We start from the raw sequence: 11966 nt of genomic DNA, 5'->3' as shown, positions 1-11966 counted from the left end.
TGAAATTTCTGTTGAAGACCTGAATCATTTTATGTAATATAAGACTGAATTTATAAAATTGTATATTTTGAGATATAGGTGCTTTACGCTTAATAGGGAATCAGGTGCAATGCCTGAACTGTCCCCGCAACTGTATTTGCTGACGAAACTTTGGGTTAAACCACTGTATAATCAGATGGCTCTATTGCTGTTTATTATATGGGAAGGTTCAAGTGGAGAATGAAGCAAAAGTCAGTAGACCTGCCGGAATCTCTTACATTGTTTGTATTCTTCGGGGGTTGAGCATAGAAACGGCAGGATTTATGCTTCTTTGCATACAATCTGTATCTTATTATGCCGTTTATTAAGCCCATCTGCAGATGGGCTTTTTTGTTTTGTGGTTTCATGATTCACCAAATAGATACATACATAAGAAGGAGAGATTAATTGTGAATAAATTTTTAAGCTTACTATCCGTTTTCTTTTTAGCGCTGCTTGCAGCATGCGGAAATACAGCAGAGGAGCCGAAGAAGGAAGCTCCAGCATCAGAGCAGGCTGCTGAAAATGGAGAAAAAACAGAAGAGACAAAAGCTGTTGTTACACTGACTAAAAACGAAATGGCAGAGAAAGTTGATTCAAAAGAAGTATCTTTTGAAGAAGGGCAGACTCTGATGGATGCAATGAAAGCGAATTTTGAAGTGGAAGAAGCTGGAGGGTTCATCAGCGGAATTGATGGAATGATGGCAAGCGATAAGGATAAAACCTACTGGCACTTAATCGTAAATGGCGAAGATGCAATGACTGGTGCTAATGAAATCGAGCTGAAAGATGGAGATAAAGTAGAGTTCGATTTAAGAAAATATGAGTAATCCTAAGAGCACGTTATGACAACTAGAAGAATCAGTCTGCTTTCCCTGCTTATTGCTTTATCAGTTGTAGGGCGAATGGCCTTTCAATTTGTTCCAAACGTCCAGCCAATGACAGCGATTATTCTGATTACCTCTATTTTAATTGGTCCTGTAAATGGCATGATTGTAGCCGTATTAGGCTGCTTCTTGAGCAATTTGCTGCTCGGAATGGGGACATGGACAATCTGGCAAATGCTCGCATGGGGTACACTCGCGTTATTATCAGGTCTATTAGGCAAATATGTGAAATCAAATCGTTTGATCATCTTTACACCCATTTCTGTATTGTCGGGTTATCTTTTCGGGTTTATTGTATCACTGAATATGTTTGTTATAACTGACCATGGCTTAGCTTATTACCTTGCAGGCTTGCCTTTTGATACAGCACATGCAATCGGAAATGGAATTTTCTTTCTTCTGCTTTATCCTGTTATGCGAAAAACGTTTGAGTATTACTTGAATAAGAAGGATTATGGCATAACAATGCAATAAGAAAAATGGTAAAATAAAAGAGCGATAAGATTCGCTCTTTTTATTTTAAACCCTAAAGGAGCTGCTTAAAATTGAATCTGTATACGAGAACTGGCGACAAAGGGAAAACAAGTATAATTGGCGGCCGTGTCGACAAAGATGACTTAAGAGTCGAGGCATATGGCACAATTGATGAAGTAAATTCATTTGTCGGTCTTGCCATGACGTGGCTTCAAGAAGAAAATCTGATTGACTTGTATCATGAATTTGAAAAGATCCAGCATGAGCTGTTTGATTGCGGCAGCGATCTTGCGGTCATACATGGCAAACAGAAGCATCCCTATAAAACAACAGCTGAAATGATTGCATTTTTAGAAGAAAGAATCGATCATTATTCTGCTGAAGCTCCTCCGCTGCAGCGCTTTATCCTTCCCGGAGGCACAAAGGCAGCATCCGCGATACATATTGCAAGAACAGTAGCCAGAAGAGCTGAACGCTGCATCGTTTCCCTGCAGAAGCAGACGGAGATTAATGAACACGTATTAACCTATATGAATAGATTGTCAGATTACTTCTTTGCTGCTGCAAGAGTTGCGAATGCGAGGCTTGGTTCTAAAGATGTAGAATACGAAAGAAGCGCAATCGTATTTACGAAGCCTAAACAGTCATAAAATAGCTGGAAATAAAGGAAGGGAGCACCTTCCTTTTTATACGTTCAGGAATTAATAAAAGTCAAAGGCTGTGGATTATATAATAAAGATATCTGCGTTCGCTCCGGCGCCTAGATCGCGTGTCAGAACGAATCCGGCAAAAAAAGTCACAACCTGACTTTTCTGGCGGATTCTTATCTGTCATGCCTGGGGTAAACTGGCGCTTGCGCTTTTCTTAATTGAACAGATATATGGTGAATAATATGTAACTTTTTATAAAAGAAAATCGACTAATGGTGTGATCGGAGGTTCATTCATGGAAGAGGCCTTTCAGAGGATCTATGAAAAATATCATGGAGATATTTTTCAATTCTTATTTTATATGGTGAAAAATCGTGAGCAGGCTGAAGACCTCGTTCAGGAAGTATATATCCGCATTTTAAAATCCTATGACAGCTTTGAAGGCAGAAGCAGTGAAAAAACGTGGATCTTTTCTATAGCACGGCATGTTGCCATCGACTTTTTCAGAAAGCAAAAAACATTGAAGCAAAGAATTCTTGAAACATTTGACTGGGACCGGCAGCAAATACAGGATATTCAGCCTTTGCCTGAGGAAATTGCCGCTCAAAATGAAGAATTGCAGGGAATATACCGTTCTCTTGACAGCTGTACAGTAGACCAGCGCTCTGTCATCATTCTCCGTTATCTTCAAGAGCTGTCCATTGCTGAGACTGCGGCTGCACTTGGCTTTACTGAGAGTAAGGTGAAGACCACACAGCACAGAGCATTAAAAGCAATAAAAAAACATTTGGCTGACCATAATGTGAGGGAGGAGGGGATTTTAAAGGGATGAACAAATCAAATTGGAATGAAGAACAAATTGCAAAAGCCCTAAGAAAGCTTCCGGCGATTGAAGATAAACGGACTTCTGCCGAAATTTATGCCCGATTGCCGAAAAAAGAATATAAACACAGAAAGCACTGGGTGACACCCGCTGTCACAAGCATTGCCGCACTTATAATTCTCTTATTAATATCGCCATACTTCCTTAATCAGCTCGGAGTAAACGAAAGCAAATCAGATTCAAGCATGGACAAAGCAAGTTATGAACAAGCAGAGCAATCCATACAGGACTCAAGTATAAAGAGTGAATCTAAACTTTACGTTCAGTCTGAAAAAACCACATTTGTTGCCCGTCCCGAAGACCAGGTTTCAATTGTCACACTTGCATATCCTGATCAGCAAGTTCAAAACATGATTCCAGTCAGCGTTAAAATGGAAAAGAGTGAAGATTATCTGAAATTATTTCAATCGGCTCTTTCAGCATTTGATCCAGCACAGCTCGGCTTGAGTTCTTCTTCTTTAACGGGAACTAACCTTGATTATGCGAAAGGGGCGACTTCTAAGCTTTTAATCGACGTGAACGAAAATTCTTTTGCTCAGTCCTCTTCAGAAACGGACAACAAACTTTTTACAGAAGGCATTGAAGAGTCCTTCCGCTGGCAGGGCGTTGAAGAAGCAGAGTACTATAAAAATGGAGAGAAAGGTATAGAGCTTGGTGCATATGGTTTCCAGGAAGGGATGAAACTGGACAAATTCAAAAGAAAAGCTTATTTCCTATACCAGGAGAGCATTGAAGCGCCTAAACTTCTTGCACCGTCCCTGCTCCCTTTCGAAAATCTGTCTGAGGCATTGTCCGCAATGAAAGACAATGGAACGCTCGGGCTTAAGCCTGTCATCGAAAAAACAGTGGTCATTAAAGAGATTGAAGAAAAAAATCATAACGTAACAATTGAGTTTACAGATGAATCAACAATTGATGATAATGAAACAGATACTCTGATGCTTGAAGCCATCCTAATGACAGCTAAAGAGTTTGGGTATGAGAATGTGAAGTTTGAAGGAATAAATGTAGACAGAGTCGGAGAGATGGATGTTACAGAGGCAGTGCCTGTGCCATTTTCTCCAAATCCAGTCGATTTAAAAGAATAAAGAGATGTGAAGACCGCAGCAGGAATGCTGCGGTTTTTTCTTTTCATTTTATTTTATTGGATTTTGCCGAGCCTTGTAACTTCACGATTTTGCTGAAAAGAGCCTTTTTGCAAATAAGCCGATATTTTCCGCTGAAAAATCATATTTCGCATTTAAAAAGAAGAGCCAAACATGCTTAAGGCAGGTTCGCCTTAATAGAGGCAGCAAGCAAACTTAAAAAGAAAACAAGCAGTTAAAAAAATATAATTTCTAAAATGATATAAAGTTATAGAAAAAATACAGGATTAATCCTGCTTGCCGCACTTATCAAAACAAGGACGGTCTTTGTAAAGGCAATCTTCATGTATGAAATGGAAATCACTGCATAATACTAGTATTGGTCATTTTTTGACAAACAAGTATCTAGGGGGAAGCTATGTTAGATTTGTTAAGAAGATTATCAATCGCATTATTAATCGGAATATGCATTGTTCTATTATTCGTAAGCGGAACGCAGGCGAAGGCCGAAGAAAGAGCCAATGCTGTAAAATGGTCAAGCCCGATAAAGGGTACGATTACAGATACATTTGGAACAAGAAGCGGCAAGCATAAAGGAATTGATATTGCAGCTCCTGAAGGCACAACCATTCAGTCAGTGCAGGAGGGCCATGTTACGAAATCCTATTATTCAGATACATATGGACATGTTATATTTATTCATCATCCTGAAGGCTATGAAACGGTCTATGCTCATTTAAGCAAAAGGTCAGTCTCGGAATCTGCTAAAGTGGAGAAAGGGCAGGAAATTGGCATTATCGGAAATACCGGGATTTCCAGAGGGACACATCTTCATTTTGAAGTACATAAGGAAAAGTGGACCTACGATAAAAAAAATGCTGTTGATCCATTTCTAATGGTTAGTGCAAACAAGATTGAAACAGTGCCTGTCCTTTCTCAGCCCGCCTCTGCTGAAGTGAAAAATCCAGCTGCTATTACTGTGAAAAAAGGGGACACGCTGTGGGGGCTTTCAAAGGCATACGGTCTTTCCGTTGAAGCTCTAAAAAGGCTGAACGGGCTTACTTCAGACAGTCTGGAAATAGGTCAAGGGCTAATTGTAATAGAAAAGACGAAATTTAAAACGTACACAGTTAAAAAGGGAGATACACTTTTCTCAATTGCAGATGAGTTTCAAGTTTCTGTTCAGCAGCTGAAAAAAGAAAATCGTTTAAAAACGGAAGCGATATTTCCTTATCAGAACTTAAAAATTTCTAATCATTTCAGTTCTTCAGAATAAACGGAAAATGCATTGTCACACTTCGCAAAAAAAGTTATAATAGACAAAACTTGCGGGGGGCAGACAATGCGCACAGACTATCACAATCATTTAGAACGAGGCAGCCTGACACTTGAATATTTGAAGCAATTCACAGATGAAGCTGCAAAAAAAGACATTCAGCACTTTGGAATCTCAGAGCATGCCTATCATTTTTATCAGACTAAAGATATACTAAGCAATCCATGGGTTGAAGAAAGACGATACTATGATATGAAGGACTATGTTGATCTTTTTAAAGAGGCCTGGAATCACGGAATTGATGTGAAAATGTCTATTGAGATGGACTATACGCCAGGAAAGCATGCCGAGATGAAAAGATTCATTGATACATATGATTTTGATTATGTAATAGGTTCAATCCACTGGGTTGATGACTTTGGCATTGATTTAAAAGAATTTCTTCATGAATGGGACAGGCGTGATGTGAATGAAGTGTATGAAAAATACTTCGATCAGGTCGTAACTCTTGCACAGTCCAATTTATTTGATATTGTGGGTCACCTTGATTTAGTAAAGATTTTTAAATATGTGCCAGGCGATGAAGAATTTTTAATGAAGCAGTATGAACGGGCAACAGATGCCCTTGCCTCTTCGAAAACCTGTGTTGAGATCAGCACAGCCGGCTTAAGAAAACCTGTTGGGGAACTGTATCCGGATGAGAGACTCCTATCGCTTTGTTTCCAGAAAAACATTCCGATCGTCCTTTCTTCTGACGCTCATATACCCGGTGACGTAGGTGCGGATTATGACCAGGCCATTGCCCTTGCCGAAAAAGTCGGCTATTCTTCATTAATGACGTTTCAAAAAGGGGAACGAAAAGAAGTGCCTCTTAAATAATCGATTGAACAGTGTTATTTCATTTGAAATAGCACTGTTTTGTGTAAAAAAATATTTTCACTTTCTTTTCTGAAATAGAAAAAATTCAATCGTCTCCTATCTATTTAGTCAATAATAGTAGTAAAATGAAAGTCTAAACATCATTTTGCGGGAGATAGTCATGTCGAATATGAAAAAAGTTCTTTATATATATGTTTTGATCAGTATTATCTGGATTTTTGGGACCGATCAACTTGTTGCATTTTTTGACTACGATATTTATACGTTTATTCTAATTTCAAAATTAAAAGGTATCGTTTTTATAGTCGCAACAAGTATTTTCATCTATTACCTGATTAATAAAAATGAACAGTTTAAGGAATTAGAGCGTGAGAAAGAAAAGCTTTTGTCTCTTATCAATTCCATGGTGGATTTTGTGAATTTCAAAGATGGACAAGGCCGCTGGATTGAAGTGAATACGTTTGGTTTGAATTTATTTCAGCTGCAGGGTGTCGACTATAAAGGAAAAACAGACAGAGAGCTTGCTGAGTACACTGACTTTTATAAAGAGGCACTGCTTTATTGTGAAAAGTCTGACGAGATCACATGGCAGGGCGGAGCTGTCAGCCGAAGTGAAGAGATTATCTCATTGCCAGATGGCAGCTTTAAAACGTTTGATACGATCAAGGTTCCACTGTATAACGAAGACGAAAGCAGGAAGGCGCTTGTCGTAATCGGACGCGATATTACTCAAATGAAAGAAGCGGAAGACCGTCTGCAAAAGGCTGAAAAATTAAGTGTTGTCGGCGGACTTGCTGCAAGCGTAGCTCATGAAATAAGAAACCCTCTGACTTCCCTAAAGGGTTTTGTTCAGCTTATGAATAAAAATGACAGTGTAAATAAAACGTATTATGAAATCATGGAAAGCGAGCTTGACCGGATCAATGAGATAGTCGGCGAACTCCTTGTTCTGGCCAAGCCGCAGAACATCCAATTTAAAAAGACAAATTTGAACCAGCTTCTGTGCAATGTCATTTCTTTATTAGAATCACAGGCAAATATGTACAATATCAATATTAAATTTAGGCATGCAATCGGCCTGCCGGATATAGATTGTGAGCCAAATCAGCTTAAACAGGTTTTTATTAATGTCATCAAGAATTCGATTGAAGCCGGATCTACAATCATTGAGATAAAAGTCAGCCAACACAAGGAACATGCTCTCGTTATTATTGCAGACGATGGTGAGGGCATGGAGGAAGAAAGACTTAAAAGACTTGGTGAACCTTTCTACTCCGTAAAAGAGAAAGGAACAGGACTGGGACTGACCGTAAGCTACAGAATCATTGAATCACATAACGGTAAAATTTCTTTTCACAGCAAGGTTGGAAAAGGGACTGCCGTTGAAATTGAAATTCCAATGAAAAGAGCATAAAAAACAGAGAGCAGGCAGCCTGCTCTCTGTTTTTTGAATGAAGTTTTACTTATTTTATAAAAGTGAAAAAGGCGTCTCCGTACTTCATTTTGTCTAGCTCCATTGCCTAATTCTCATCTGTCTGCCTTAGCTAAGCAGTCGGTTCTGCATATTATAATTCAATCGCTCTAATAGAAACGATATCATTAATTTCAGATAAAGTTGTCAGCAAGGATTCGTCTAAGGAACGGTCGAATGAGAGCATCATGATGGCTTCTCCGCCGGCATTTTTGCGTCCTACTTGCATGGTTGCAATATTTACTTCATGGTCACCTAAAATCCGTCCTACGCGTCCAATGACCCCAGGCTTATCAGTGTGCTGAATATAAATAAGATGTCCTGATGGGTAAAAGTCGATATTGAAGGAATTAATGCCGACAATTCGTTCACCGTAATGAGGAATGTGCGTGCCTTTTATTTCAAAATCCGTTTGATCTCCATGAATGATAACAGTGATGCAATTTGCATACCCAGACTGATTTGAAGTGATTTTTTCACTGAAGCTGATCCCGCGTTCTTTTGCAATCATGCCTGCGTTTACTTCATTTACATTCGAAGCAACACGGGGAGTTAAGAACCCTGCAATCAAGCTTTTTGTAATAAATGAAGTCTCAAGCTCAGCTACTGATCCTTCATATTTTATAGATATGTCATTCACAGGCTCTTTCATGCACTGTGATACAACGTTCCCCATTTTCTTGGCAAGCTTGTAAAAAGGCTGAATTTTTTCAAATACTTCTTTTGTTAATGTCGGCAGGTTGACGGATGTAGTCACCATTTTGCCGTCCAGAAAATGAAGAACATCCTGAGCGACCTGGGCTGCAACGTTTAACTGCGCTTCCTTCGTAGAAGCTCCTAAATGCGGAGTTGCAATTACATTGTCATATTGCAATAAAGGGTGATTAACAGGCGGTTCTGTTTCAAACACATCCAGCGCTACTCCTGCAATATGGCCGTTCTCTAAAAAGGGGATGATGGCTTCTTCATCGATAATCCCGCCTCGTGCGCAGTTGAGCAAATAAACGCCTTTTTTAGTCTTAGGCAATGATTTTGCTCCTATAAGTCCGCGTGTTTCTTTAGTGAGAGGGGTATGAACCGTAATGATATCCGCCTGCTCGAGAAGTTCATCAAGACTCGCACTTTTTACTGAGATTTTTGCAGCGCGGTCACGTGTTAAAAATGGGTCAAATACAAGTACATTTACTCCAAACGCCTGCGCTCGTTTAGCAATTTCTGTTCCGATTCTGCCGAGGCCGACAATACCCAATGTTTTGCCGTAAAGCTCAGTTCCTACAAATGCTGTACGATTCCATTCATTAGATTTAACCGATACATTCGCCTGCGGAATATGGCGGAGAAGGGAAGTCATCATAGCAAAGGTATGCTCAGCTGTAGAAATCGTATTACCATCTGGTGCATTAATGACGACAACGCCATGTTTAGTCGCAGCATCAAGATCAATGTTATCGATTCCAACGCCGGCTCTTGCGATTATTTTAAGAGACGGCATTTTACCTATTAACTCATCCGTCACTTTAGTGGCACTTCTGACAAGCAAAGCGTGAAAGGTATGTAGCTCGTCTGCTGCCTCAGACGCTTTTTTCTGAACAACCTCTACATTTTCTGCTGCGAGCAAAGGCTGAAGTCCATCTGCACTCATTGAATCTGAAACTAAAATTCGATACATGTTTATCCCCCTAAGCACTTCTGCTAAATATCAGATAATTTATCATATTAAGAGTATTATGTCAATAACAGTAAAGCGTTAAAAGGGTAAAGACTATTATTGGGAAAAGAATGAATAAGCATTTTTATTCACAAAATGAAATGGATGCAGTATAATTTATCTCGAATACAAAATAATATGATCTATCTTCGGGGCAGGGTGCAATTCCCGACCGGCGGTAATGAAACAAATGTTTCTAGCCCGCGAGCCGTAAGCAGTTTGGCAGGATCTGGTGTGATTCCAGAGCCGACAGTATAGTCTGGATGGGAGAAGATGGAGGTTCTGGCGTTTAAAATGCGAATTTTAACCGTTTATTTGACCTTGTTTAAATTCTCCCTTTGTGTACGATGCGCAAAGGGTTTTATTTTTTGCAGGGGAATAACAGGACGTTTCCTTTCTTTCCGGATGGATCGAAAAAGGAGAGAGAAAGATGCAGCAAAGTAAGGTGAAAAAGCAGGTATCAATCGCAATGCTTGCAAGTGTAGGGTTTGTATTAATGATTTTTAATTTTCCGATTGGATTTTCAAGCTTTTTAGAGCTTGATTTCGGAGATGTTCCAGCCATTATTGCAGCTATTCTGTTTGGGCCTGGTGCTGGAATTATGGTTGAAGCGATCAAAAATATTCTTCATTACATTATTATAGGGAATGCAACAGGAGTTCCTGTTGGCCAGCTGGCTAATTTTGTCGCAGGCGTTTTATATATCCTGCCTGCTTCCTATATGTACCGTAAAATGAATTCAATGAGAGGCCTTGCAATTGGACTTTCAATCGGCACAATCGTAATGGCCTTAGTTATGAGTGTGTTAAATTATTACCTGTTCATGCCGGCATACACCTGGTTCCTTAATGCCCCGGCAATGGCAGCGCCAGAATTGCGCGCCCTTATTGCAACAGGAATTCTGCCTTTTAACTTAATCAAGGGAATTGTCATGGGATTTGTGTTTATGGCGATCTTCGCCAAGCTGAAAACATGGGTTCATGCACAATCGGACTATAAACGTGCTGCTTAATTTTAAAAAAACCTCTGCAATTGCAGAGGGTTTTTTATTTTCTATTCAAACTTTAAAGCGTCGCCGTCAAAAGCCTCATCTGCAATTTTAATGGAATCAGTCGGACAGCCTTCATAAGCGTCCATCATGTCTTCCTCTAAGATTTCAGGTACTTCGACAATTCCCTGGTTATCATCAAGGGTTACAAATGCAATACCCTCATCATCATAATCATAAATGTCTGGTGCTGCTGCTCCACATGCACCGCAAGCAATGCAAGTATCTTTGTCAACGATTGTATACTTTGCCATAAAAAAACCTCCTCTGAAATGGTCACTCTCTATGATATGGTACATTCATTCATTTGTCAGCTTAAGACTGAAAAATCAGGTGCGTACCTCTTTATATTTATACATTGTAAATCTGTTTTCGAAACTTTTCAATAGGAAAGTACATTGAGAATGCTTATCACACAAGGCTTTCTAGTATATAAGATACCCTTTCCAGGCAACTTTAAACGCCAAATTTCAGATGGAATCTGTTACAATAGAAGCAAGAATCGAAACGTGTCAAAAAGTGTAAGGTGATGTGGATGACTCAAAATTATTTAGATATTATCTATTTAGATTGCCTGAAGAAATTTGGCGGGGAACGCTCATCATCAGCCGTTTTCCATTTGTTAAAAGGGAAAAAATCCTCACAGACTATCCAGGACAGCAAGCTGTTTCACCTTTCAAATTTATTCGGCATGTATCCGGGTTTAAAGAGAAAAGATTTTGATGCAGCTGTGCAGTTTCTCACAGAAGAAGGGTACTTAATTTATTCAGATAAAGATACTCATGTATTAACAAATAAAGCTGAAACGCTCCTTGAATCAGTACTGGACAATAAGCCTATTCCCGCAAGCTTGAATGGATCAATCTATGCATCAATCGGTTTTCTTTTCTGGAAGAGGCTCATGCTGATGACACAAGTTCTGTCCCACTCAAAAGCAGGGAGCACAATATATTTGCCTGTAACAAAAGATGAAAAAGTGCAGCGGTGGGTAAAGCAATTTTTAAAAAGGTCAGCTGTGAATAAAACGGATCTGTCAGATGCTCTTTATCATGAAATGCTCAGTCATCTTCAGCGTTTTTCAGATCGGGAGGCAGCGATCTGGGTTTATCAATTGACTTCAAATCAGCGCATTGGCTTGACGTACGAACAGCTTGGCGAAAAATTTAAAGAAGATGCAGAGTACATAAAAATTTTGTTTTGGAACCTCATTCATCGTGTACTTGAAGAATGCAGCCTGAAAACACAGCAATATCCGCTTTTGTACTCGATGGTACGAGACCTTTCAAGAATTCACCCTCTTACTGAATCTACCTCAAAAACGCTGCAGCTGATCCGTCTGGGAAAATCATTGGAGGACATTGCAAGAATCCGGCATTTAAAACAAAGCACGATTGAAGATCATATCGTGGAGATTTCATTGAATGACTCTTCATTTGATCTATCCATGTTTTTAGCGGATGATTGTCTGCAGGTTATTGCTAGGAAGATTGAAGAATTAAACACGCATCAGCTGAGAATTGTAAAAGAAGCACTGAAAGACCGTTATTCATATTTTCAGATCAGGCTCGCTTTTACGCGTCTTTAGGG

12 protein-coding genes and 2 riboswitches are annotated in these 11966 nt (G+C 39.5%); of the genes, 10 read left to right on the top strand and 2 right to left on the bottom strand.

Annotation, left to right across the window (positions count from 1 at the left end; genetic code table 11):
* The first annotated feature begins 59 nt into the window (after positions 1–59).
* A riboswitch (cobalamin riboswitch) is annotated at positions 60–263 on the top strand.
* A gap of 165 nt (positions 264–428) precedes the next feature.
* From LIT25_17455 to LIT25_17420, 8 genes are all read left to right on the top strand, one after another.
* Positions 429–848 (top strand): DUF4430 domain-containing protein, encoded by a 420-nt coding sequence (locus LIT25_17455; GenBank protein USK32377.1) that lies wholly within the window; start codon positions 429–431, stop codon positions 846–848.
* A gap of 15 nt (positions 849–863) precedes the next feature.
* Positions 864–1379 carry an ECF transporter S component gene (locus tag LIT25_17450; GenBank protein USK32376.1) on the top strand — a complete coding sequence of 172 codons (516 nt, stop codon included), beginning with the start codon at positions 864–866 and terminating at the stop codon, positions 1377–1379.
* 71 nt (positions 1380–1450) lie between these two features.
* Entirely contained in the window at positions 1451–2029 is a 579-nt protein-coding gene (locus tag LIT25_17445) for a cob(I)yrinic acid a,c-diamide adenosyltransferase (GenBank protein USK32375.1), read from the top strand.
* 295 nt (positions 2030–2324) lie between these two features.
* Entirely contained in the window at positions 2325–2861 is a 537-nt protein-coding gene (gene sigX / locus LIT25_17440; protein USK32374.1) for an RNA polymerase sigma factor SigX, read from the top strand.
* Entirely contained in the window at positions 2858–4000 is a 1143-nt protein-coding gene (locus tag LIT25_17435; GenBank protein USK32373.1) for a hypothetical protein, read from the top strand. The genes sigX and LIT25_17435 overlap by 4 nt, the downstream gene beginning before the upstream one ends.
* Positions 4001–4415: 415 nt before the next feature.
* Complete coding sequence (locus tag LIT25_17430; GenBank protein USK32372.1) at positions 4416–5273, top strand: peptidoglycan DD-metalloendopeptidase family protein; 858 nt, start codon at positions 4416–4418, stop codon at positions 5271–5273.
* Between the two features lie 66 nt (positions 5274–5339).
* Positions 5340–6152 (top strand): histidinol-phosphatase, encoded by an 813-nt coding sequence (locus LIT25_17425; protein ID USK32371.1) that lies wholly within the window; start codon positions 5340–5342, stop codon positions 6150–6152.
* 160 nt (positions 6153–6312) lie between these two features.
* The gene (locus LIT25_17420) at positions 6313–7566 is read left to right on the top strand and encodes an ATP-binding protein (GenBank protein USK32370.1); all 1254 of its coding nucleotides are present in this window, start codon (positions 6313–6315) and stop codon (positions 7564–7566) included.
* 151 nt (positions 7567–7717) lie between these two features.
* Here LIT25_17420 and serA read toward each other — a convergent pair whose 3' ends face one another.
* Positions 7718–9292 (bottom strand): phosphoglycerate dehydrogenase, encoded by a 1575-nt coding sequence (gene serA, locus LIT25_17415; protein USK32369.1) that lies wholly within the window; start codon positions 9290–9292, stop codon positions 7718–7720.
* A 180-nt stretch (positions 9293–9472) separates the two neighbouring features.
* Positions 9473–9610, top strand: a riboswitch (FMN riboswitch).
* Positions 9611–9761: 151 nt separating this feature from the next.
* Between serA and LIT25_17410 the strand changes: the two genes are divergently transcribed.
* A complete protein-coding gene (locus tag LIT25_17410) occupies positions 9762–10343 on the top strand; it encodes an ECF transporter S component (GenBank protein ID USK32368.1) in 582 nt (193 codons plus the stop codon).
* A gap of 41 nt (positions 10344–10384) precedes the next feature.
* Here LIT25_17410 and LIT25_17405 read toward each other — a convergent pair whose 3' ends face one another.
* The gene (locus LIT25_17405; protein USK32367.1) at positions 10385–10633 is read right to left on the bottom strand and encodes a ferredoxin; all 249 of its coding nucleotides are present in this window, start codon (positions 10631–10633) and stop codon (positions 10385–10387) included.
* Positions 10634–10914: 281 nt separating this feature from the next.
* Between LIT25_17405 and LIT25_17400 the strand changes: the two genes are divergently transcribed.
* Complete coding sequence (locus LIT25_17400; GenBank protein USK32366.1) at positions 10915–11964, top strand: helix-turn-helix domain-containing protein; 1050 nt, start codon at positions 10915–10917, stop codon at positions 11962–11964.
* Positions 11965–11966: the final 2 nt, after the last annotated feature.

The organism is Bacillus sp. F19 (assembly GCA_023823795.1).
Taxonomy (GTDB): domain Bacteria; phylum Bacillota; class Bacilli; order Bacillales; family Bacillaceae; genus Bacillus_P.
The sequence above is the reverse complement of the archived record's forward strand: the minus strand, read 5'-3'. Positions and strand labels throughout refer to the sequence as shown.

What these genes read in the sequence shown, in the direction of transcription:
- LIT25_17450 (USK32376.1), top strand. Translation starts at nt 864, where the DNA reads ATGACAACTAGAAGAATCAGTCTGCTTTCCCTGCTTATTGCTTTATCA.
- sigX (USK32374.1), top strand. Translation starts at nt 2,325, where the DNA reads ATGGAAGAGGCCTTTCAGAGGATCTATGAAAAATATCATGGAGATATT.
- LIT25_17435 (USK32373.1), top strand. Translation starts at nt 2,858, where the DNA reads ATGAACAAATCAAATTGGAATGAAGAACAAATTGCAAAAGCCCTAAGA.
- LIT25_17430 (USK32372.1), top strand. Translation starts at nt 4,416, where the DNA reads ATGTTAGATTTGTTAAGAAGATTATCAATCGCATTATTAATCGGAATA.
- LIT25_17425 (USK32371.1), top strand. Translation starts at nt 5,340, where the DNA reads ATGCGCACAGACTATCACAATCATTTAGAACGAGGCAGCCTGACACTT.
- LIT25_17420 (USK32370.1), top strand. Translation starts at nt 6,313, where the DNA reads ATGTCGAATATGAAAAAAGTTCTTTATATATATGTTTTGATCAGTATT.
- serA (USK32369.1), bottom strand. Translation starts at nt 9,292, where the DNA reads ATGTATCGAATTTTAGTTTCAGATTCAATGAGTGCAGATGGACTTCAG.
- LIT25_17410 (USK32368.1), top strand. Translation starts at nt 9,762, where the DNA reads ATGCAGCAAAGTAAGGTGAAAAAGCAGGTATCAATCGCAATGCTTGCA.
- LIT25_17405 (USK32367.1), bottom strand. Translation starts at nt 10,633, where the DNA reads ATGGCAAAGTATACAATCGTTGACAAAGATACTTGCATTGCTTGCGGT.
- LIT25_17400 (USK32366.1), top strand. Translation starts at nt 10,915, where the DNA reads ATGACTCAAAATTATTTAGATATTATCTATTTAGATTGCCTGAAGAAA.